This window comes from Candidatus Avedoeria danica (assembly GCA_016703025.1).
Taxonomy (GTDB): Bacteria; Chloroflexota; Anaerolineae; order Epilineales; family Epilineaceae; genus Avedoeria; species Avedoeria danica.
In genome coordinates, this window is the sequence record JADJCV010000004.1 from 1,483,670 (window position 1) to 1,506,437 (window position 22,768).

The 22,768-nt window shown below is 69.6% G+C and carries 20 protein-coding genes and 2 pseudogenes; 17 read left to right on the forward strand and 5 right to left on the reverse strand.

What is annotated here, in order from left to right; genetic code table 11:
- Positions 1-80: 80 nt before the first annotated feature.
- From IPG72_09345 to IPG72_09355, 3 genes are all read right to left on the reverse strand, one after another.
- Positions 81-2,714, reverse strand: a complete 2,634-nt coding sequence (locus IPG72_09345) for a hypothetical protein (GenBank protein ID MBK6769192.1) — start codon at positions 2,712-2,714, stop codon at positions 81-83.
- A 374-nt stretch (positions 2,715-3,088) separates the two neighbouring features.
- Positions 3,089-3,982: a hypothetical protein gene (locus IPG72_09350; protein ID MBK6769193.1), complete on the reverse strand. Its 894-nt coding sequence runs from the start codon at positions 3,980-3,982 to the stop codon at positions 3,089-3,091.
- 215 nt (positions 3,983-4,197) lie between these two features.
- Entirely contained in the window at positions 4,198-5,550 is a 1,353-nt protein-coding gene (locus IPG72_09355) for an AMP-binding protein (GenBank protein ID MBK6769194.1), read from the reverse strand.
- Between the two features lie 291 nt (positions 5,551-5,841).
- Between IPG72_09355 and rpsB the strand changes: the two genes are divergently transcribed.
- From rpsB to IPG72_09440, 17 genes and pseudogenes are all read left to right on the forward strand, one after another.
- A complete protein-coding gene (gene rpsB / locus IPG72_09360) occupies positions 5,842-6,630 on the forward strand; it encodes a 30S ribosomal protein S2 (GenBank protein ID MBK6769195.1) in 789 nt (262 codons plus the stop codon).
- A 122-nt stretch (positions 6,631-6,752) separates the two neighbouring features.
- The gene (gene tsf / locus IPG72_09365) at positions 6,753-7,352 is read left to right on the forward strand and encodes a translation elongation factor Ts (protein ID MBK6769196.1); all 600 of its coding nucleotides are present in this window, start codon (positions 6,753-6,755) and stop codon (positions 7,350-7,352) included.
- 98 nt (positions 7,353-7,450) lie between these two features.
- Positions 7,451-8,212, forward strand: a complete 762-nt coding sequence (locus tag IPG72_09370; protein MBK6769197.1) for a UMP kinase — start codon at positions 7,451-7,453, stop codon at positions 8,210-8,212.
- A 39-nt stretch (positions 8,213-8,251) separates the two neighbouring features.
- Complete coding sequence (gene frr / locus IPG72_09375) at positions 8,252-8,812, forward strand: ribosome recycling factor (protein ID MBK6769198.1); 561 nt, start codon at positions 8,252-8,254, stop codon at positions 8,810-8,812.
- Positions 8,813-8,913: 101 nt separating this feature from the next.
- Entirely contained in the window at positions 8,914-9,630 is a 717-nt protein-coding gene (gene uppS, locus IPG72_09380) for a di-trans,poly-cis-decaprenylcistransferase (GenBank protein ID MBK6769199.1), read from the forward strand.
- A 37-nt stretch (positions 9,631-9,667) separates the two neighbouring features.
- Positions 9,668-10,567 carry a phosphatidate cytidylyltransferase gene (locus IPG72_09385; protein ID MBK6769200.1) on the forward strand — a complete coding sequence of 300 codons (900 nt, stop codon included), beginning with the start codon at positions 9,668-9,670 and terminating at the stop codon, positions 10,565-10,567.
- Positions 10,568-10,574: 7 nt separating this feature from the next.
- Entirely contained in the window at positions 10,575-12,536 is a 1,962-nt protein-coding gene (locus IPG72_09390; GenBank protein ID MBK6769201.1) for a hypothetical protein, read from the forward strand.
- Positions 12,537-12,569: 33 nt separating this feature from the next.
- Positions 12,570-13,436: a zinc metallopeptidase gene (locus IPG72_09395; GenBank protein ID MBK6769202.1), complete on the forward strand. Its 867-nt coding sequence runs from the start codon at positions 12,570-12,572 to the stop codon at positions 13,434-13,436.
- A 108-nt stretch (positions 13,437-13,544) separates the two neighbouring features.
- Positions 13,545-14,717 (forward strand): cysteine desulfurase, encoded by a 1,173-nt coding sequence (locus tag IPG72_09400; protein MBK6769203.1) that lies wholly within the window; start codon positions 13,545-13,547, stop codon positions 14,715-14,717.
- Between the two features lie 262 nt (positions 14,718-14,979).
- A complete protein-coding gene (gene nuoB / locus IPG72_09405; protein ID MBK6769204.1) occupies positions 14,980-15,690 on the forward strand; it encodes an NADH-quinone oxidoreductase subunit NuoB in 711 nt (236 codons plus the stop codon).
- Positions 15,691-15,718: 28 nt separating this feature from the next.
- A pseudogene (locus IPG72_09410) lies at positions 15,719-16,159 on the forward strand (NADH-quinone oxidoreductase subunit C).
- A 228-nt stretch (positions 16,160-16,387) separates the two neighbouring features.
- Positions 16,388-17,112: pseudogene (locus IPG72_09415) on the forward strand (hypothetical protein).
- A 14-nt stretch (positions 17,113-17,126) separates the two neighbouring features.
- Positions 17,127-17,900, forward strand: coding sequence for a 4Fe-4S binding protein (locus IPG72_09420; GenBank protein ID MBK6769205.1), 774 nt, complete (start codon positions 17,127-17,129; stop codon positions 17,898-17,900).
- Between the two features lie 46 nt (positions 17,901-17,946).
- Positions 17,947-18,315, forward strand: a complete 369-nt coding sequence (gene ndhC, locus IPG72_09425) for an NADH-quinone oxidoreductase subunit A (GenBank protein ID MBK6769206.1) — start codon at positions 17,947-17,949, stop codon at positions 18,313-18,315.
- A 38-nt stretch (positions 18,316-18,353) separates the two neighbouring features.
- Positions 18,354-18,917: an NADH-quinone oxidoreductase subunit B gene (locus tag IPG72_09430; protein MBK6769207.1), complete on the forward strand. Its 564-nt coding sequence runs from the start codon at positions 18,354-18,356 to the stop codon at positions 18,915-18,917.
- 22 nt (positions 18,918-18,939) lie between these two features.
- Complete coding sequence (locus IPG72_09435; GenBank protein MBK6769208.1) at positions 18,940-19,497, forward strand: NADH-quinone oxidoreductase subunit C; 558 nt, start codon at positions 18,940-18,942, stop codon at positions 19,495-19,497.
- Positions 19,498-19,505: 8 nt separating this feature from the next.
- On the forward strand, positions 19,506-20,747 hold the full coding sequence (locus IPG72_09440) for an NADH-quinone oxidoreductase subunit D (protein MBK6769209.1): 1,242 nt from the start codon (positions 19,506-19,508) through the stop codon (positions 20,745-20,747).
- Between the two features lie 101 nt (positions 20,748-20,848).
- On the opposite strand, the gene IPG72_09445 is transcribed toward IPG72_09440, so the two are convergent.
- Complete coding sequence (locus IPG72_09445; GenBank protein ID MBK6769210.1) at positions 20,849-21,796, reverse strand: ABC transporter ATP-binding protein; 948 nt, start codon at positions 21,794-21,796, stop codon at positions 20,849-20,851.
- The gene (locus IPG72_09450) at positions 21,793-22,758 is read right to left on the reverse strand and encodes an ABC transporter ATP-binding protein (GenBank protein ID MBK6769211.1); all 966 of its coding nucleotides are present in this window, start codon (positions 22,756-22,758) and stop codon (positions 21,793-21,795) included. Before IPG72_09450 ends, IPG72_09445 begins: the two co-directional genes overlap by 4 nt.
- Between the last annotated feature and the right edge of the window lie 10 nt (positions 22,759-22,768).

Here is a 22,768-nt window from a genome sequence, read left to right on the forward strand (position 1 = left end):
GGTGATGGTTCGTGGTGATACCAAGTTGTCCGCTGTCCGCTGCCGACTTACGGTGCGCGCCGCGGCGGGCGCGCCTTGCCTTACGGCACCGGCGGCGGGGGCGGGGGCAGGTTCGTCGGCCCGGGTGGCGGCGGGCCGCCGGGGGTCGGCGGGTTCGGGCCGGGCGGAATGGCGGTCGGGTTGTAGGGATAGGGCGTCGGGACGGCCGGGCCGCCGGGTTGCCACGGGCCGTGGTTCGGGACGCCCGGGCAGCCGATGACCGGGCCGGCGAACGCGAACGGGCCGATGATCGGGAAGCCGGGGCTGGCCGCCGACTCGTCGCCCGGGATGTCGACGCCGAACTGCGTCGCCGTCCGCTCGATCTTCACGACGGCCAGGCCGACGACGTTGCGGGCGATCCGGTTCGCCTCGTCGTAGGTCAGGTGCTCCCAGTACACGGCGCTGATGACGGCCGAACCCTTGAATCCCTCCGGCAGGATGCCGAGATCGCCTGCGACGTCCAGGTACTCCACCTGCTTCTCGTTCAACTTCTCGCACAGGCTGTTGATCAGGCCGTTCTGGTCGTAGATGTAGATGATGAAGTCCGTGAACCCCGGCACCGGCACGACGTTGTTGATCGCCAGCTCCGTGGAGAGGCCGGTCCCGCGAACGTCCTTGAAGAAGCTCGGGATGCCGACCCGACCGACGCCGGAGTAGAGTCCGCCGTAGCCGCTGCCGGTCTGCCAGTCGTACGCCCGCTGTTCGGGGAACATGGCATAGCTCATCGCCTCGAGCGCCGCCGTCCGCGTCGCGTCGCCGTACTTCGTGAGCGTCACGACGCCCGTCACGTTCGGCGCCTGGATGCCGGGCTGGCCGGGCATGAACCAGTCCTGGCTCTCGACGCGCACCGCACCCACCCAGTTGCCGGGCAGCGCGCTGATGACCGGCAGGAAGAAGCCGGCGCTGCCGCCTGGGCAGATCCAGTCCACCAGCGTGTTGATGATCCCGCCGGAGCGGTCCAGGAAGTAGACCTTCACCTTGGCGTTGTGGATCTGGCTCAGGTTCTGCACCTGAACGAGCGCGTCCCAGCCCTGGTACTCCGAGTACGTCAGCGGGCCGTAGGCCACCTGACTGCCGGTCGTGAAGTACGGCGCGCCCTCGTAGCTGTACTTCAGCTCGGACGGGTTGCCGGTATAGCTCATCAGGACGTCCTGGCCGATGTTGTCCACGACGATGGACACCGGTTGGCTGGCCCGGACGTAGGCGCTGCCGACGAAGTTCGGGCCGACGCAGCTCGCCGCATCGAACTGGTGGGTCTCGCCCGGCGCCAACGTCGCCACGTCACAGACGCGCGGGCGGTTGCAGTCGTCCTGCGCCTTGAACCAGATCTCGAGCGACGTGCACTCGTAGCCGCCGTTCTGGATGTAGAGCCAGCTCGTGAAGCCGCCCTCGTCCGCGTAGATGAGCGGCGCGAAGAACGCGAAGCCGTTGTACACGGGGTCGTACGTGCCGAGCTGTTCGTCGGCGATGCCGGCATAGCCGCCGGTCACGTTCACGAGCGGGTTCTGGTCGCCCGGGCACTTGCGCACGACCTCGACCGCCAGGCTCGCGCCCGCATAGCGGCGGAAGTCGAAGTTGTACGTCGAAGTCTGCCAAACGCCGTACGTGTTGAACGCCTGCTTGAAGCGCCGGTAGTTGTCGCAGTTCCCGACGACGTCATGGAACAGCGCCTCGCACAGCAGGTCGGCAAACACGTCGCCGCTCGGGCCGCCGGACGGGTAGGTCCCGATCGCCGGCGCGCTGAACACCATGCCGCTCTTCGATCGCCCCGGCAGCTGCGCGCCGATGAAGTTCCAGGTGCTGCCCGGCGCGAGAAGCCCGGAGCACTCGACCTTCAGTGGCCCCGTGCACTGCGGCGGGCAGAAGCCCGGCGCGCCCCAGACCATGAGCAGCGCCTTCGACGGCCACGCCCCGACGTTCTGGGCTTCGATGATCGTGTTGCAGACGTTGTCGTTCGCTTCGTAGTTCAGGATCGGCAGGTGGATCTGGCGGCCGGTCGGGATCTCGCAGCACGGCGGCGGCGGCACCGGGCCGCCCGGCACGACCGGGGGCGGCGGCGGCACGACCGGCCCGCCGCGCGGCCCGGTCGGTTGGTAGAACCCAAAGTCGGCGCGGCCGCTGCAACACCACAGGAGCGAGAAGTCCCGCAGCTCGAGGTCGCGCGACGTCGGCGTCGTCGGGACGTACTTCTCGTCCGCGTGGATGACCTCGACGTGGTAGACCGGTCCGAGCGGCAGGAGCGGGAACCGATAGTACCCGTCCTGGTTCGTGACGGTCTCGCCGATCACCTGCCCGGTCTGGGCATCCGAAAGCCGCACGACGACGTTCGGCAGCCGCCAGTCGCCGCTGTTCGACTCGTAACGTCCGTTGCGGTTGTTGTCCACGTAGCTGTTGCCGACAACCTTCAGCGCCGTGCAGCGCGTGAAGTCGTCGTTCGGCGTGTCGCCCTCCGCCGGCCGGACACCCGGCGGCATCTCGGCGCCGCTCGGCCCGCTCGGGCAGTTCGGCGTCGCCTCAGCCAGCGGCGCGACGACGGCGTCATCCGACGCCACGGCCGACGTGTCCGCGGCGCGAGCGGCGTTGCCGCCCCCCGTCGCCCCGAACACAAACGATCCAAAGGCGAACGCGGCGATCCCCAACGCTGCAGGTGCAGCGCGTCCCAGTCGCTTGACCATTGCCCACTCCTGATGATGCCAAGTACATCGGGTCGACGGTACGCGCGAGACCTCGCGCACATTCGTCGACGGCGGTGGGCAGGCGGCCGACTTCGGGGGGGATAACGACGCCGGCAACAGACGTGTTACGCCCGGCTCACCAGGCGCTCACGCAATGCAGCAACCATCCATCCCCGACCCACGCGCATGCGACCATCCACCCACGGAATCCATCGGGCGCACGATCTGTCGATCCGCCCGCACGGGCCGATGGCGCCGAGCCGGGCATACGAAAAGGCGGGGGCTGCCGAAGCAACCCCCGCCTTTCACGATCCGATCATCGACCAGCCATGCGCCGCGCCGCACCCATGCGGTCGGCGGCCGACGCAAGAAGGCTAGTAGCGCATCCAGTAGCCCTGCCACTGCCACTGCGACTGGTAGCACCGGCAGTTGTTGTTGTAGGCGTACCGGCTCTGCCACAGGTAGCCCGGCCGGTAGCTGACGGTCGAGCCGTAGCACTGGTTCGTGTACGTGCGCTGCGTCGGCACCCACTGCTGGCAACCCTGCTGGTAGGGCAAGTAGTACCACATGCCCTGGCTCTGGTAACAGCTGTTGTTCAGCTGGTTGCCGTTGTAGCCGTAGAAGTAGGCCAGGTTCGAGCTGATCCAGGGCTGGCGGAGGTAGGCCGCCATGCTGTTGCAGAGGTTGTAGTAGTTGTTGGAGTACTGGCGGTAGACGTTATAGCTGTTGTAGAACATCGCGCCGGAGTTGTAGCCGTAGGCGCTCCAATTGTCCGGCGAGGCGCCCGCGAGCATCGAAGCGCCGCCGAACCCGGCGTCGCTCGCCGCGCCCTCGCCCTCGGTCGCGGCGCCGCCCGGGCCGGGCATGCCGATGACCGGGTTGACCGCGCCGTCGGGCAGCGCCGCCATCGTCACCTCGAAGTCAGGCGACAGCGTGACCTCGCCGCGCTCGATGAGCGTGTTCGAGTCCGCCATCGCGGCGCGGTAGTCGTCCAGGTACGCCTGGCTCACGCCGAGCGTCTCAGCCGTGACGTCGTCGCGGAGCTGCATCGTGCCGTCTTCGGCGACGTACAGGTACGGCTCCATCCGCTGGACGAGGTCGAGCACGTCGGCCATTTCGGCCGCGTCGACGATGTGGGCAGCGTCCATGCGCTCGGTCTGCGCCGGGACGCCGGCGGGCGCCATCTGCGCCTGGGCGGTGCCGGCCGCGAATCCAGCCGTGCCTAGCACGGCGGCCGCGGCGACAAACAACAAGTGGGTCCGGTTCATCAGGTCATACCTCCATCGGAAAACCAGGGTGCCTTTGCGGCGGACGGACGGATGGGCAGGAGCTCGACCGATGGTCGATGCCGCCCGTTGAGGCGGCAGACCCGACGCCGGATAGGATAGCAGGATTCGTGCGATCCCTGAAGGACGAATGCGGAATCCACGCTTACGGGCGGACGAGACTCCAGCCAACCCGTTCCGGCCCGTCACTCCATCTCCTAACGTCGGCGCGCCGGCCCCGTTACGCGGTCCGGGTGTTGCCGAAACCGGTCGAACACCGCCATCGCCTCGTCCGGGCCGTGGTCCACCTGGAGAAAGCCGTCCGCGTCCAGGCGCGCGCCCGGCTCGACGATCGCGCCGCCGACGACGTTGGCCGCCCGCAACACCAGGCCGCCCGGCCCGGCGGCAGCCGTCACCCCGGGCAGCGGCAGCCCGACGCCGCCAATCCCGCGCCAGCCATTCACCGGATGGCACGCCACGAAGCCCGCCACGCCCCGCGGCGCCCAGCCGACGCACAACTCGACGCCCGTGGTCTCGACGAACGCGCGCGCCAGCATCGGCGGCACGGGCCCGCCGACCAGCCAGCCGCGCACGGACCGCAGCTCGGCATGCGGCAGCTCGGGCGCCGCCACCAGCCGCGCGACGGTTGCGACGTCGGACACGACCCAGGCGGGCGGGAAGTAGCGCAGCGCATCGACGGCATCCGCCGGCTGCCACGATCCGGGCAGCGCCACGCGCGCCCGCAGCGCCGGGGCCGCGCCGAGGGCAGCGACGACGCCGAGCGGCGTGGCGAGCGGCGCGAGGACGAGCCATGTGTCGTCGCCCGGGCTCGTGTCCGTGAGCCACGCCGTCATCATCTGCGCCCCGGCCGCGAGCACGGGCATGCCGTAGCGCACACCGTCGACCTCGATCGCCCCTGTCCGCACGGCCTCGTCGCCGGTCGGCGACGCCTGGCCATCGCCGGCGACCCAGCGCTGCCACGGGACGGCGTCCGGGACGGCGGCAACGGGACGGTGCGTGCGCTTGCCGGCCCCCAGGCGGGCCAGCCACCGCAGTCCGAAGCGAAGCTCGCGCAGCGGGTCGACGGTGATGATCCGTGGAAGGGGTCCGCCCGTGCGTTGCATCGCCTGCGCGAACGGCAGCGCCTCCCGGTCGAGGACGATCGCCAGCGGCGCGCCCAGCCGATCGCTCAGCTCGGCGGCGGCGGATGCGTCCGCGCCGTCGACGGGCGCGACGATGCGGCCCGCCCTGAGCGTGCCGAGGACGACGGCGAGCAGCGTCGGCCCGGGCGGCAGCGCCACGACGATCGGCCGTCCGTCCGCCGCGGGTTCACGGCCCAGCGCCGCGGCGACGGCGTCGGCCGAGGCGTTCAGCGCGGCATAGTGAAGTGCCCGCCGCCCGTCCGTGACGGCGGGGAACGTCGGCGCAACGGCGGCCGCGTCGGCGAGGATGCCCGCGAAGTCGCCGGCGGCTGGGTCTAGGACGTGCGGCACCCCAGGCTCGTAGTGCGCGAGCCAGGACGCCTCGTGCGGCACTGCGCGTTCGCGGATGTCGGGATTGGACGTCGCCATGGGGATCCGATCGTTCGAGCGGAGAGCGATTCGTTCGTTCGGAGGTCGATCGCACGGGTGGATCGCAGTGCCGCTGCCGGTTGCTGACCCCGGCCGGCGGCGCAAGGCACGCGAATCGGCGCACGCTAACGCTACCACGACCGAAGGCGACTGTGTATAATGCCCGATCGGCCTGCCGGATGCGTCCGCGGCCGAGCGCATCCGCGCACCATCTCACACGCCACCCACCCTTCGTGACCGGCCGAGCGCCGGCCCTGGGCGGCGGACGACGAACGAAAGGGACCGAATCCGATGAGCCTGGCCACGATGAAAGAGCTGCTTGAAGCGGGTGTCCACTTCGGACACTACACCCGCCGCTGGAACCCGAAGATGCGCCCGTTCATCTTCACCGAGCGCAACGGGATCCACATCCTCGACCTCGCGCAGACCGTCGAGAAGCTGACGGAGGCGACCGATGCGGTGCGCGCCGTGGCGGCGAGGGGCGGCACGGTGCTGTTCGTCGGCACGAAGAAGCAGGCGGCGAGCAGCCTGCAGGAAGCGGCCGAGCGCTGCGGTTCGCCGTACGTCATCGACCGCTGGCTCGGCGGGATGCTGACGAACTGGCAGACGATGCGCGCGCGGGTCGGCACGCTCCTCGACCTCGAGAACCGGCGCGACCGGGGCGAGTTCGCAATGCTCTCCAAGCGCGAGCAGCTGACGATCGAGCGCAAGATCGAGAAGCTGAACAAGCGTCTCGGCGGCATCAAGCACATGCACGACCTGCCCGACATCATGTATGTGGTCGACACCCGGCGCGAGCACCTCGCCGTCGGCGAGGCGAACAAGCTCAAGGTGCCGATCGCCGCGATCGTCGACACGAACTGCGACCCGGACCCGATCACCTACGTCATCCCTTCCAACGATGACGCGATCCGCGCGCTCAAGTTGATCACGGACAAGATCGCCGACGCGATCATCGAGGGCCGGACGGAGCGCGAGAGCACCGCCGGAGACGGCGGGCCGAGCGACGACGTCGACACGACGAAGCGGGTGTACGACCCGTTCGACGACGAGGCGGTCGAGGACGACGACGAGGACTAGCCGTCCGGCCGTCCGCCGGTTGTCGTCGTTTGGACAGATGAACCCCCCGATTTCACGATGGACGGCCGTCCGGCACGCCGGGCGGCCGTGACACGGCACGCCAGACTAGGAGCAAAGATACGATGGTCACCACCGACATGATCCGCCAGCTGCGTGAGCGCACCGGCGCCGGCATCCTGGATGCCAAGAAGGCCCTCGATGCGAACGACGGCGACATCGAGAAGGCGATCCAGCAGCTGCGTGAGCAGGGCTTGGCCAAGGCGGCCAAGAAGGCGATGCGCGAGGCGGCCGAGGGCCGGGTCTACAGCTACATCCACGGCGATCCGGGCCGCGTCGGCGTCCTCGTCGAGGTGAACTGCGAGACGGACTTCGTCGCCCGAACGCCGACGTTCCAAGCGCTGTGCCACAGCATCGCGCTGCAGATCGCGGCGGCGAACCCGAGCTTCGTCTCGCCGGAGGAGATCCCGGCCGAGGTGCTGGAAAACGAGCGCTACACGCTCCTCAAGCAGCTCGAGGGCGAGAACAAGCCGGCCGAGATCAAGGACAAGATCGTCGCGGGCAAGATCGACAAGTGGTTCACGGAGGCCGCACTGCTGCGCCAGCCGTTCATCAAGGACGACAGCCAGACCGTGCAGGACATCGTCATGGCCGCCATCGCCGAGCTCGGTGAGAACATCGTCGTCCGCCGCTTCAGCCGCTTCGTGCTCGGCGAGCAGGCGTAGCCCGGCGGCGGCGTAACGTTCGGACGTCAGCCATCGACGGCACGGAGGAAGCAGTGGCAGAGGGTGCGGCGGCGGAGGGTTCGGCGAATCACCGCTCGATCGGGCAGGGCGGCCTGCGCTATCACCGGGTGCTCCTCAAGCTCTCGGGCGAGGCGCTGGCCGGCCCGTCGGGCTTTGGGATCGACCCCGATGCCGTCGCGTTCGTGGCGGGCAAGGTGAACGAGCTCGCCGCCCTCGACGTCCAGGTGGCGGTCGTGCTCGGCGCGGGCAACATCTGGCGCGGCGCGCACGCCCATTCGATCGACCGCTCGACGGCCGACCAGATGGGCATGCTGGCCACGGTGATGAACTGCCTTGCGCTCCAGAACGCGCTCGAGCACCTCGGTCAGACCGTACGCGTCCAGACGGCGATCGAGATGGCGGCGGTGGCGGAGGCCTACATCCGCCGCCGCGCGATCCATCAGATGGAGAAGGGCTACATCGTCGTCCTCGGCGCCGGCACCGGCAACCCGTACTTCACGACGGACACCGCCGCGGCGCTGCGGGCGATGGAGCTCGAGTGCGACGTCCTGATCAAGGCCACCAAGGTGGACGGGATCTACTCCGCCGACCCAGCGAAGGATCCGACGGCGGTGCGGTACGACCACCTGTCCTACCGCCAAGCACTCGACGCGGACCTGCGGGTGATGGACCTGACGGCTTTCACGCTGTGTCAGGAGAACGACATGCCGATCATCGTCGTCGACCTCTGGTCGGCGGCCGGTATTACGGATGCGGTACGCGGCGCGGCCGTCGGCACGCGCGTCGACGCCGTCGACAATCCGTTGTTGGGCGCGGTGCCGGCGCTGGCGGTGCCGTAGCGACGGGCGGCTTCGGCCCGCATCGAACAGGAGGATCGGATGCACGGTGAGACGAGCGAAGAGATCCTGATGGACGCCGAGATGCGCATGGATGGCGCCGTGTCGTCGCTGGACCACGATCTGGCCGGCTTCCGCTCCGGGCGCGCCTCGACCGGCCTCGTCGACCGCATCCTCGTCGACTACTACGGCACCCCGACGCCGATCTCGCAGTGCGCCACCGTCGGGACGCCCGAAGCGAACATGATCACGATCCGGCCGTGGGACGTGTCGACGCTGCCCAAGATCGAGAAGGCGATCCGGACTTCGGATGCCGGGCTGAACCCGTCCAGCGACGGACAGATCGTCCGGATCAGCGTCCCGCCGCTGAGCGAGGAGCGGCGCGCCGAGCTGACGAAGCTCGTCCTGCGCCGCACCGAGGAAGCGCGCGTCGCCATCCGCAACGTCCGACGCGACGCGGTGCACGCGCTCGACAAGCTGGATCACATCTCCGAGGACACGCTGCACGACGCCAAAGACGACCTGCAGAAGCTGACCGACAAGCACGTGCACACCGTCGATCAGCTGGGCGAACGCAAGACGACCGAGCTGCGCGAAGTCTGACCCCCGTGGCCGCCCGCCCGCCCGCCACCGCGAAGCCCGCCGCCGATGCCGCGCCGCCCGAAAGGGCTCGGCCGGCGCGTCCGCAGCACATCGCCGTCATCATGGACGGCAACGGCCGCTGGGCGCGCCGCCGCGGCCTGCCGCGCCTGGCGGGGCACCGCGCCGGCACGGAGGCGCTGCGACGGGTCATCGAGGCGTGCGTCGAGTTCGAGGTCCCGATCCTGACGATCTACGCCTTCTCGACCGAGAACTGGAAGCGCCCGCCGCACGAGGTGCGCGGCCTCATGTTCCTGCTCGAGGAGGTCATCGAGCGCCAGCTCGACGCCCTGGATCAGAACGGCGTCCAGATCCGCCACATCGGCTGGCTGGACCACGTGCCGGACAACCTCCGCCGCGCGATCGCCCGCGCGATCGAGCGCACGGCCAAGAACGACCGCCTGATCCTGAACGTCGCCTTCAACTACGGCAGCCGCCACGAGATCGTGCGCGCCGTCCGCCGGATCGTCGCCGACGCCGTGCCGCCCGAGGAGATCGACGAGGCGACGATCGAGCGCTATCTCGAGACCGCCGGCCTGCCCGACCCCGACCTGATCATCCGCACCTCCGGCGAGATGCGCCTTTCCAACTTCCTGCTCTGGCAGGCCGCGTACGCCGAGATCTACGCCACGCCGACGCTCTGGCCCGACTTCGGGCGCGATGAACTGAGGCGCGCGCTGGACAGCTACGCGCAGCGCGAGCGGCGGTACGGGGGGCGGTTGGACGAGGCGGGGGGTGAGGTGGGCGAGGGGGCGGCGGTCGGTGTGGGCGAGGCGGGATGACCGGCTGTTGCGCCGAAGTGGATGAGGGTCGGAGCGCGTGAGCAACCTGGCCAAGCGGATCGCGAGCGCGGCGGTGATGGTGCCGCTCGTTTTGGCTGCCGTGATGTGGTCGCCGGCGTGGCTTTGGACGATCGGCGTCAGCCTCGTCGCCGGTGTCGCGGCACGCGAGATCGGGACCTTGGCGTTGCAAGCGGGCATCGACGTGTCTCCGGGCTTCGTTGCGATCGGGACCGTGGCCCTGTCGTGGGTCGCGGCCGAACTGTTGGGTCGTCCCGAGTGGCATCTGAGCGGCGACGCGCTGCTGGCCTTGTTCGCCGTGCTCGTCGTCGCCGCCTTCGTGGATCAACTTGTGCGACGTCCCGAGCGGCGGTCCGCGGCCGCATGGGCGATCGCGATTGCCGTCCCGCTGTACGTGGGCGGCATGGCCACGTTTGTAATCCGCCTGCGCACGATGGACGACAGCGCGTTCTGGGTGCTGTGCCTGCTCGTGCTCGTGTGGGTGAACGACAGCGCTGCGTACTTCGGCGGCCGCGCGCTCGGCAAGCACCCGATGGCGCCGGCGCTGAGCCCGAAAAAGACGTGGGAGGGACTGCTCGTCGGCACGTTCGTCACGATCGCCGTCGCGTGCCTCGGGTTCGTGGTCGTCTATTACGTGATCGAAAGCAACAGTTACGTCTTCGGCGGTTCGGGACCTGCATCGCCATGGATGTCCGGTGAAATGCTTGCAAAGTGGGTCGGGATGGTCGCACTGCTCGGCGCGGCGGTATCCATCGCCGGCCCGCTCGGCGACCTCTCCCACTCGTTCATCAAACGCCAGTTCGGCGCCAAGGATTCGTCCAACATGATCCCCGGCCACGGCGGCGTCTGGGACCGGATCGACAGCCTGCTCTTCGCCGCCCCGGTCGTCTACCTCTTCGCCCGCCTGCTGGGCGTATAGCGTTGTGATGGCCATGGGCCCGCTGCTCATCGAAATCCTCCGCCGCCTGAACCTCGTCCTCGCCAGCACGACGGTCCTCTTCGCGTTCAGCCTGCTGGCGTACCTCTTCGTCTACAACGTCCGCAACCCGGTCGCGCGCGCCTTCGTGCGCGTGCTGGCGCTCGTGACGATCGTCTACATCGGCGACGTGTTCCTGGCCGCCGCGCGGCTGGATGCGGCGAACCCGGCGACGCGGTTCTGGTTGCACTTCGAGTGGATCGGCGTCGCGCTCGTGGCGCCGGCGTTCTACCACATGGGCAGCGCGCTGCTGGCGACGACCGGGCGGGCGCCGGCGCGCAATGGGTTCTATGTCTTGCTGGCGTGGGCGATGGGCCTCGTTGCCCTGGCCGACGCGCTGTTCACGCAGCAGATCGTCGGGGTGCCGTTCGGGCCGGCCGGCGCGGTGCGCCTTGCCCCCGGACCGCTGTTCGGCGTGTTCGCGCTCGGCTTCGCGTTCTGGACGGCGGGCGGGACGTGGCACGTCTGGCGTGCCCGCGCGCGCGCGTTGACGCCCCGGTCGCGGCGGCGCAACGCCTCGCTGCTCGTGGCCGTCGTCGCACCGCTGTCCGTCTTCCCGTATCTCGCGGTCGGCGGTGCGACGATCGCGGCCAGCCCGGCCATCTGGCACGCCGTCAACATCGCCGCCAACGCGGCGCTGGCGGCGATGCTCGTCCTCGTGGCGTACGGCGTCGCGTTCAACGGCACGCTGACGCCCGAACGCGCGGTGCGGCGCGACTTCGTGAAGTACCTCGTTCACGGCCCCGCGCTCGGTGCGTTCGCGCTCCTCATGCTGCAGTCCGTGCCGCGACGGCTCGAGCTGAGCCTCGGGCTGCCGCGCGACGCCGTGCTCAGCTTGGCGGTCGTGCTCGGGATCGTCGGCTATCAGTTCATGGTGCGCGCGGCCAAGCCGTACGTCGACCGCATCATCTTCGGGGGCGAGGGTCCCGACGTGATGTGGCTGCGCCGCCTCGACGAGCGGTTGCTGACCGCGCACGACCTCGAACAGCTCTTCGAGAACATCATCGCCATCCTCTGCGACCGGCTGCGCGTCACGACGGGCTGCATCATCGGCCTCGGCGAGGGACGGCCGGTCGTGGACGCATGGACGGGCGAGCGGGCGCGGACGCTGGCGCTGTTGGCGGGGATCGACCTGCCCGAGCTGGCGCAGCGGGCGGATGCCGACGGGTACGCCGGCACGCACCAGGACTTCCGCATCTACGCCCTGCGCGCCAGCGGCGGCGGCGCGTTCCTCGGGCTGCTGGCCGTCGAGGACCCGGCCCGCACGCTCGCGCCCGACGAGGCGGCCACGGTCGCGTCGTTGGTGGCGGCGGCGCAGGAGGCGCTCGAGGAGCGTGTCATCCAGCAGCGCGTGCTGGCGAGCTTGCGCGCGCTCGAACCCGAGCTCGAAGGCGTGCAGCGCATGCGCGGCGCGCTCGAACCGGTGGCCGGCGGCACGGCCGAGCTGCCGGACGGCGCGGCGACCGAGGACGCGACGACGCCCGCGAGCGACGCGGCGTTCACCGGCTGGGTGCGGGACGCGCTGGCCCACTACTGGGGCGGGCCGAAGCTGTCCGAGAGCCCGCTCCTCGGCCTCGGCGTCGTGCGGCGGGCGCTGACGGAGCACGACGGCAACCCGGGCCGCGCGATCCGTTCCGTGCTCGAGCAGGCCCTCGAGCAGCTGAAGCCGGACGACGGCGAGCGGAGCCCGACGGCCAGCCAGTGGCTGCTCTACAACATCCTCGAACTGAAGTTCGTTCGCGGTCACACCGTGCGCGAGATCGCCGAGCGCCTGGCGTTGTCCGAGAGCGACCTCTATCGCAAGCAACGCGTGGCGATAGAGGCGTTGGCGCAGCAGCTGGCGGTGATGGAGGCGGGCGCGAGCACAAGATTGCGCACGCCGGGCCGGACGTCTACCATCCCCGCAGAGTGAAGATGGGTTCGTGGCAAGAGGAGCGGACGGACGATGAAGTGGCGTGAACTGCGGCGCAGCGAGAACGTCGAGGACCGGCGGCGGATATCCGGGCCGGCAGTGGCCGGCAGCGTTGGCGGCATCGGGCTGCTCATCGTCTTGGCGTTCAGCCTCCTCACCGGCGCGGACCCGCAGGACCTCATCGAGGTCATCGAGCAGACGGGCGGCGCTCAGGTGCCAGTGTCCGAGGCGAACCTGTCGGCCGAGGATCAAGAACGGGGCGATTTCATCGCGGCCGTGCTCGGCAGCACCGAGGATGTCTGGTCAGCCGAGTTCTCCGAGAGCGGCGCGGACTACCCGCCACCGGACCTCGTCCTGTTCACGGAGGCGGTGGCGTCGGCCTGCGGCAACGCCAGCGCGGCGATGGGACCGTTCTACTGCCCGGCCGACCAGAAGGTGTACATCGACCTGAGCTTCTATCAGATGCTGCAGGAGCGCTTCGGTGCGCCGGGCGACTTCGCTCAGGCGTACGTCATCGCCCACGAGGTCGGCCACCACATCCAGAACGTGCTCGGCACATCCGGCCAGGTCGAGGCAGCGCGCCGTCAATCCTCGTCTGCCGAGGGCAACGAGCTCTCCGTCCGCCTCGAGCTGCAGGCCGACTGCTTCGCCGGCATGTGGGCGCGCAACGGCCAGGAGATGATGGGCATGTTGGAGGAAGGCGACATCGAAGAGGCGCTGAACGCCGCCGAGGCGATCGGCGACGACCGACTCCAGAAGCAGGCGCAGGGCTATGTCGTGCCGGACGCCTTTACGCACGGCACGTCCGAGCAGCGCGCGTCGTGGTTTGCCCGCGGCTTGAACGAGGGATCCATGGAGCGGTGCGACACGTTCAGCGGATCGATCGACATCGACCGGTGAGCCGGCGGAACGCGTCGGGCCTTTGAAGCGGCGCGCGCCGTCTCGGCGACGTTCCCGGGCGGCCCGCGGCTGTGGACCCCCCTCGGATCGCGTCGTACAATCCCCGCGATGAAGACCGACCGCCTCATCTACCTCGACCACTCGGCCACGACGCCCGTTGCGCCGGACGTGATCGAGGCCATGATGCCGTACCTCACGACGTGCTTCGGCAACGCATCGGGTGCGTACGGCCTCGCCCGCAAGTCCCGCGGCGCGCTCGAACGCGCGCGGTCGTCGGTGGCGGAGCGGATCGGCAGCCAGCCATACGAGATCGTCTTCACGTCCGGCGGCTCGGAGAGCGACAACCTGGCGATCCGCGGCGTCGCCCATGCCTGGCGGGCGGCCGGGAACGCGGGCGGGCACGTGATCACGAGCGCGGTGGAGCACGAGGCCGTCCTGGCGACGGCGCATTGCCTCGAGCACGAGGGGTTCGACGTCACGGTCGTCGGCGTCGACGAGACGGGGCGGGTGCGGGTCGACGAAGTGCTCGGCGCCGTCCGGTCCGACACGTGCCTCGTCAGCTTGATGCTCGCGAACAACGAAGTCGGCACGCTCCAGCCGGTGGCCGAGGTCGGCGCGGCGCTCCGGCCGCGGGGCATCCGCGTCCACACGGACGCCGTACAGGCCGGGGCGTGGCTCGACATCGATGTGGATGCGCTGAACGTCGACATGCTCAGCCTGTCGGCCCACAAGTTCTACGGCCCGAAGGGCGTCGGCATCCTCTACGTCCGCGACGGGACGACGCTCGAGCCGACGCAGACCGGCGGCGGACAGGAGCGGCACCGCCGGGCCGGGACAGAGAACGTGGCCGGCGCGGTCGGGCTGGCGGTCGCCCTCGACTGCGCGGCCGCCGACCGGGCGGCGACGGTGCCGCGGCTGACGGGTCTGCGCGACCGATTGATCGACGCCCTGACGGCCGATCCGTCCATTCTGCTCACCGGCCACCGCACGGAGCGCATGCCGAACCACGCCTCGTTCTGCATCGCCGACGTCCGCGCGGACGTCCTCCTGCTCGGCCTCGACATGCACGGCATCTGCGCTTCGAGCGGCTCGGCGTGCTCCAGCGGCAAGGTCGAGCCGTCGCACGTCCTCTCGGCGATGGGCGTCGGGCCGGAGCTGGCGACCGGGGCGCTGCGCTTCAGCCTCGGGCGAAGCACGACGGTTGAGGACATCGACGCCGTGCTGGACGTGCTGCCCGATCTGGTGGCGCGGCTGCGGGGTGTTGGTGCGGTGCGGCCCTGAGGCGCCGCGTCGTCCTGCGGGCCTTTGACCCCCTCCCCCCCCCGTATAATCGCCCGCGCCGTACCTTGCGACGCAAGGCTCCCGCCGAGGAACCGCGATGGCAGACGATCCGACCCCCGTTCTTGCGCCGAGCCGCGCATCGGCCCCGACCCGCTTCGTCACCCCCACGATCGATCCCGACGTCCTTGAGTCGTGGACGTCGTACGTGCAGCGGTTCGAGAACGACGAAGCGTTCATCCAGGGCCAGATCGAGCAGAGCGTCATGGTGACGACGTTCGATCGCCTGATCAAGATGGTCGACGGCGTCTACAACTGGGGGCGCAGGTCCTCGATCTGGCCCCTTCAGTTCGGCCTCGCGTGCTGCGCGATCGAGATGATCTCGACCGCCGCCAGCCGCTTCGACATCGACCGCTTCGGCGCCGGGCTCTTCCGTCCGAGCCCGCGGCAGGCCGACCTGATGATCGTCAGCGGCACCGTGACGAAGAAGATGGTCCCGCAGATCGTCCGCCTCTGGAACCAGATGCCCGAGCCGCGCTACTGCCTGTCGATGGGCGCCTGCGCGACCGGCGGCGGACCGTTCAAGGAAGGCTACAACGTCGTCAGCGGGATCGACCAGTTCATCCCGGTCGACGTGTACGTGCCCGGCTGCCCCCCGACGCCGCAGGCGCTGCTGCACGGCCTGATCGCCCTGCAGCGGAAGATCGACGGCCAGAGCATCAAGAACGTCAGCTGGTATGGGCGCGATCCGCTGCCGGAGGTGCCGGTGCCGGTCCTCGGACCGGATCTCGTCGACCTGCGCCAGCTGCCCGACATCCAGGCGCGCGCGGCCGAGCTCGGCGCGCTTTCGCCCGAGGAGCTCGCGGCGATGCAGGCGGGCGCCGGCGCCGCAGCGGCGGGCACAGAGGGTGGGATCAGTGCGGTCATGGCCGAGCGGCTGGCGATCTGGCGCGAGCGCGTGGCGTCGAAGGGCTGAGGAACAAACCTTGGAACACACGAAGACGATGCAAACGGACGTCGTGGCGCCGCTGGCGCCGACCGATGTCGTGGCCGCGGTGCACAAGCAGCTGGGCGAGCGCGTGACCGTCGATGACGGCGGCGCGATCGTCGTCGGCCCGTCGAACCTGATCGACGTCGTCCGCGCGTTGCGGGATGACCACGGCCTCGACTACTTGGCGAACCTCACGGCCGTTGACTGGCTCGACCGGTTCGAGGTCGTCTACCACCTCTGCAGCTCGGCAGGCGGCTCGCCGGTCGTGCTGAAGACGACGACGGACCGCGCGAACCCGCGCGTCCCGAGCTTGTTCGGGATCTACCCCGGCTCCGATTTCCAGGAGCGCGAGGTCTACGACATGTTCGGGATCCGCTTTGCGGGCCACCCGAACCTGAAGCGGATCCTGATGTGGGAGGGGTTTGCCGGCTGGCCGCTGCGCAAGGACTGGCGCGAGGCCTACTTCGAGCAGGAGCACAAGCCGCTCACGAGCCGCTGGCCGGATGGGCAGTTCTTCTTCGGCGAGGACAAGCTGACGGACTGGGGCTCGAACACCAAGTTCCCGCCTGCCTACACCGGCGCCGAGATCGGTCGGCCGAAGCCGCAGGAAGGGCAGTACGTCGTCGACATCGATGCGCTGCGGCGCGGCACATCGTTCGGCAGCGACCGCCTCGTCGTGAACATGGGGCCGCAGCACCCGAGCACGCACGGCGTGTTCCAGATGCGCCTCGTCCTGGACGGCGAGACCGTCGTCGATCTCGAGCCCGTGATGGGCTACATGCACCGCAACCACGAGAAGATCGGCGAGCGAAACCTCTGGCTGGGCAACATGCCTGCATGGAGCGGGCGATCGACGAGATCGACGCCTACCTGACGAACAACGAGATCGTCATGGAGCGGATGAAGGGTGTCGGCGTGCTGACGCCCGAGTTGGCGATCGCGTACTCGACTTCCGGGCCGGTGCTCCGCGGCTCCGGCGTGGCGTACGACGTCCGCCGGGCCGACCCGTACGGGATCTACGACCGTTTCGACTGGAACGTCGTCACCGCCAACGAGGGTGACGTCTATGCGCGCTACGCCGTCCGGATCGGCGAGATGCGCGAGAGCTTGAAGATCCTGCGGCAGGCGCTGCCGCAGATGCCGGCCGGCGAGATCCTGGGCGGCAAGAAGGCCTGGCAGGTGCGTGTGCCGGCCGGCGAGCACTATGCAAGGGTGGAGAATCCCCGTGGCGAGCTTGGGTACTACTGCGTCTCCGACGGCAAGGCCAACCCGTACCGCTACCACGTCCGCTCGCCCTGCTTCGTGAACCTGACGTCGTTGGCCGAGATGTGCAAGGGCTACAAGGTGGCCGACGTGGTGGCGATCCTGGGGTCGATCGATATTGTGTTGGGTGAAGTCGACAGGTAGTTGAGGAGCGGTCGATGGGTTACGGCATGGGCGTGCTGAAGGGGATGGGCATCACCTTCCGGCACATGATCGAAACGTATACGATCGGCTTCAAGCTGCAGCCGTCCGCGGCGGGCGACCTGCCCGCCCCGACCGGCGTGGCGGGCGGCATGCCGACGGCCACCGGCGGGATGCAGACGATCCAGTATCCCGAGGAGAAGCTGCCCGTTCCGGAGCGCTTCCGCTACCTCCCGTTCCTGCTCTACGACGAGGAGCAAAGCCACGAGCGCGCCCAGTTCGATGGCGTGCGGTGCACGGCGTGCGGCATCTGCGCCAAGGTCTGCCCGCCGCAGTGCATCTGGATCGTCCAGGGCAAGGGCGACGACGGCAAGCCGCGTCCGGTGTGCACGGAGTTCTACATCGACAGCAGCATCTGCATGAGCTGCGGCTTCTGCGCCGAGTACTGCCCGTTCGATGCGATCAAGATGGACCACGAGTTCGAGCTCAGCAGCTACGAGCGGCACGAGAGCTGGGTCTACGACCTGCAGGAACTCCTCCACCCCGTGGCCTACCACGCCGCGATCCACCCGACGGACTACGCCCGCGAGGTCGAGGAGACGCGCGCCAAGGAAGAAGCGAAGCGCACGCGCGACGCAGCCAAGGCGGCGGCGGCAGCCGAGGCGGGCGGCGGCGATCCGGCGGCGGAAGCGGCAGCGGCGGCGGCGGCCGAGGAAGCGAAGCGGCTGAAGATGGAGGCGCGCGAGCGGATGCTGGCGGCCAAGAAGGCCAAGGAGCAGGGCGGGGGGTGATGGGTCTGAGGCGACACACCGCCCACTCGACGGCTGACGGCGCGCCATGCTAGCCGACTACGCCCCCCTCGTCGTCCTCCTCGCCTTCGCCGTCGGCCTCGGCGTGATCGTCATGGGTCTGGCGCACTTCATCGGTCCGCGCAACCCGTCGCCCGTCAAGGACCAGACGTACGAGAGCGGTATGACGGCGATCGGCGGGGCGCAGCGGCGGGTGCCGGTGCGGTACTACCTGATCGCGACGCTCTTCATCCTGTTCGATATAGAGGTGATCTACCTCTACCCGTGGGCGGCCGACTTCCGCAACCTCGTCGCCAAGCAGGGCCTCGGGGCGCTGGGCGGGATGGCGGTGTTCCTGGGCATCCTGCTGGTGGGCTATGTGTACGTCTGGCGCGAAGGGGCGCTGGAGTGGGACTGACCCGTTCGTCGTCGACGAGCGCTGCGACGAGGTGATCGATGTCCGCCACGTTCCTGAGCCCCGATGACATCCTGACCCCCGACCAGCTGGCCGACGGCAAGACGGGCGAGATGGGCTTCGTCACGACGACGCTGGCCAAGGGCGTGAACTGGGCCCGCGCGAACTCGGTCTGGCCGGCATTGTTCGGACTCGCATGCTGCGCGATCGAGATGATGCACAGCCAGATGGCCCGCAACGACATGAGCCGCTTCGGCATGGAGCTCATGCGCGCCTCGCCGCGGCAGTCCGACCTGATCATCGTCGCCGGCCGGCTCTCGCGGAAGATGGCGCCGGTCATCCGCCGGATCTACGACCAGATGCCGGAGCCCAAGTGGGTGATCAGCATGGGCGACTGCGCCAGCTGCGGCGGCATCTTCAACAACTACGCCCTCGTGCAGGGCGTGGACGAGGTGATCCCGGTGGACGTCTACGTGGCCGGCTGCCCGCCGCGGCCGGAGGCGCTGATGTACGGGATCATGAAACTGCACGAGAAGATCCAGGCGGAGGGGATGGACAGCTGGCGGGATCGGAAGGGTGGGTTGGGGATTCAGGTGGGATCGTGATGCAGACACCGGCCGGTCGTCGATGAAATCAGCACAGGACGACCTCGACGCCCTCCGTGAGCGTTTCGGCGAGGCCATCCTCGCCGCCGCCTCCCCCCTCGGCGAGCCCACCGCCCTCATCGCCCGCGAGGCCTACCGCGACGCCGTGCGTTTCCTGCGTGACGAGCGTGGGTACAACCTCCTGCGCGACGTGACTGCCGTCGACTACCACACCGTCGAGCCGCGCTACCACGTCGTTGCCCACCTCGCCGCGCTGCCTGCGAGCATGCTGGCGGGGCAAGCGACACCCGCTCCCGACGACCCGCTGCGTACACTGCGGATCAAGGTGCCCGTGCCCGCCGACGACACCGTCGTCGACTCGCTCGTCCCGCTCTTCCCGACCGCCAACTTCCACGAGCGCGAGACCTGGGACCTGTTCGGCATCGAGTTTGCCGGCCACCCCGACCTCCGCCGCATCCTCATGCCCGAGGACTACGAGGGCTTCCCGCTGCGCAAGGATCATCCGCTGGTGTACGAGGAGATCGCGTTCTCGTTCAACCAGGAGGAGATCTACGCCAAGAAGCCGTTCGCGAGGAAGTAGCGTCCACCATGACCCCACCCGACCTCCTCACCCCCCCCGCGCCCCAGACGACATCGCGCCCCGCCCCGCCGTCCCGCCCCGTCGTCGACGAGCCGATGGTCCTGAACATCGGCCCGCACCACCCGAGCACGCACGGCGTGCTGCGCGTCGTCATTCGGCTGGACGGCGAGATCGTCGTCTCGGCCGATCCGGACATCGGGTTCCTGCACACCGGGATCGAGAAGACGTTCGAGGCCAAGACGTACGTCAAGGGGATGACGCTCGCGCCGCGGATGGGCTACCTTTCGCCGATCCACAACAGCTTGGCCTACGTCCTGGCCGTCGAGAAGCTGCTCGGCGTCGACGTACCCGAGCGCGCGACGGTGATCCGCGTGATCCTGGCCGAGCTGGACCGGATCGCCAGCCACTTGGTGTTCGTCGGCATCCACGGCCTCGACCTCGGCGCCTCGAGCGCCGTCATGTACACGTTCCGTGAGCGCGAGGCGATCCTGGACATCATGGAGCTCGTCGGCGGGGCGCGGATGTTCCCGATCTACATCCGGCCCGGCGGCCTGTCGTCCGACCTGCCGGTCGAGTTCGAAGCGGCCGTCACCGACATCCTGGACCGCCTGCCCGCGGCCATCGACGACTACGAGCGGCTCCTGACGAACAACGTCTTCTGGAAGGACCGGACGGTCGGCGTGGCCGTCATCTCGGCCGAAGAGGCGCTCGCCCTCGGCACCGGCGCGCACATCCTGCGCGCCACCGGCGTGGCGTACGACCTGCGCAAGTGCGATCCGTACTGCGGCTACGAGGACTACGAGTTCGACGTTCCGGTGCGGACGGAAGGCGACGCGTACGCGCGCTACCTCCTTCGGATCGCCGAGATGCGCGAGAGCGTGAAGATCGCCCGCCAGGCGTTGGACCGGCTGCCCGACGGCCCGTACGTCACCGCCGACCGCAAGGTGGCCCCACCGCCCAAGCACGAGCTGGCCACCAGCATGGAGGCCGTGATCCACCACTTCAAGCTCTGGACGGAGGGCTTCCGGCCCCCGGCCGGCGAAGCATACGCCGCCGTCGAGGCGCCGCGGGGCGAGATGGGCATGTACGTCGTCAGCGACGGCACGGCCAAACCGTGGCGGGTCCACATGCGCTCGCCGAGCTTCGTGAACCTGCAGGCGCTGGAGACGATGGTCCTCGGGCGGCAGGTGGCGGATCTGGTGACGGCGGTGGCGAGTTTGGATCCGGTGATGGGCGAGGTGGATCGGTAGGGGCGCTGCTTGCAGCGCCCTGATCCGTGGTCAACCGAAATCCGCCGAAGGTCCGCCGGTGCAGTTTTGTCGACCGGCGAAGGGCGCAGCAAGCAGCGCCCCTACGATCCCGAATCCACCCCCCGCCCCGCCAACGCCGTGAACACATCCTCCAACGTCACCTCCGCCGCACGCACGACCGCATCGCGAAAGCCCAGGCCGACGAGCGCCGCCCGCAGCGAGTTCGCGTCGTGCGTCCCGCGGGTCGTTACCGCGTGCGCATGGTCACCCAGCAGGCTGACGTTGGCCACGCCGTCGATTCGGCCGAGCGCGTCGAGCAGAGGCAGAAGCGGTGCGGCGATCACGTCCCAGGCCGGCCCGGCGACGGTGGCGGCTTTCAGGACGTGCGGTGCGTCGAACGCCAGCAGCCGGCCCGCGTTCATGATCCCGAGCCGGGAGCAGTGCTCCGCCTCGTCCATGTAGTGTGTGCTGACGAACACCGTCGTGCCCTCCGCCGCCAGGTCGTAGATGATGTCCCAGAACGCGCGCCGCGCTTCGGGGTCGACGCCCGACGTCGGCTCGTCCAGGAAGAGAAGCGGCGGCTTGTGGACGAGCGCGATGCCGAGCGCGAGCCGCTGCCGCCAGCCGCCGGAGAGCGCACCGGCCCGCACGTCGAGTCGATCGGCGACGCCGACCCGCTCCGCCACGCCGACCCGCTCCCGTTCCGCCACAGCGTTCCGCTCCCGCCCGTACAACCCCGCATAGAACGCCAGGTTCTCCGCCACCGTCAGCTCTTCGTAAAGCGCGAAACGCTGACTCATGTAGCCCACGTTCGGCCGGATCCGCTCGGCGTCGCGGTGGACGTCGAAACCCAGAACCGACGCTGAACCGGCGGTCGGGCGCAGCAGCCCGAGGAGGATCCGGATCGTCGTCGTCTTGCCGCAGCCGTTCGGGCCGAGGTAGCCGACGACCTCGCCGCGATGGACCGTGAACGAGACACCGTCGACGGCCGTGAACTCGCCGAACCGCTTGACGAGGTGGTCGACGACGATGATCGGTTCGGCCGTCATCGCTCCGACCTGCCTTCCGCCAGGAGCGCGATGAACGCGTCCTCGAGCGCCGGGGCGATCGGGCGCAGCGCGGTCAAGGTCGCGCCCGCTGCGGCGAGGGCGCGCGGCAGGCGCTCGAGCGGGCCGGCAGCCGCTCGTACCCGGATGTGGTAGCGCTCGCCGAAGGCCGCGACGTCCTCGACGTCGGGGTCCGCCCCAACGACCGCCTGCACCGTCCGGCGCGGCGTCGCCATGAGCTCGAGGACGCGGCCGTCCAGCGGCGCCGTCAGCTCGCGCGGCGTCCCCTCGCGCAGGATCGCGCCCTCGTGCAGGAAGCCGAGCCGGGTGCAGCGGACGGCCTCGTCCATGTACGGCGTGCTGACAAGGACCGCCACGCCGTCGGCCAGCAGGCGGAAGATCAGCTGCCAGAAGTCCTGTCGCGTCAGCGGGTCGAGCCCGCCCGTCGGCTCGTCGAGCAGGACGGCGCGCGGCTCGTGGAGCAGCGCGCACGCCAGGCCGAGCTTCTGCTTCATGCCCCCCGAGAGCACCCCTGCCAGCCGGTCCTCGACGCCCGCGAGGCCGACGAAATGGAGGAGGTATGCGCTTCGGCGCGCCAGCACGTCACCCGCCACACCGCGCGATGCGCCGAAGAAGCGCACATTTTCGGCCACCGTCAGGTCGCCGTACATGCTGAAGCGCTGGGCCAGATAGCCCAGCCGGCTTCGCGCGTTCTCGGTGTCCGCGGCGACGTCGTGCCCGGCGATGCGGGCATGGCCGGCGTCCGCGCGGAGCGCGCCGACCAGCAGACGCATGAGCGTCGTCTTGCCGGCGCCGTCCGCGCCGACGAGGCCGTACGCTTCGCCGGGACGGACGGTCAGGCTCACGCCGCGGACGGCCGCGGTGTCGCCGAACGACTTGTGGAGGCCGTCGGCCTCGACGAGGGGGGGCGGCGGGGCGGCGATCATCGGGGGGCCGGTGGGCACCCGGCCGCCG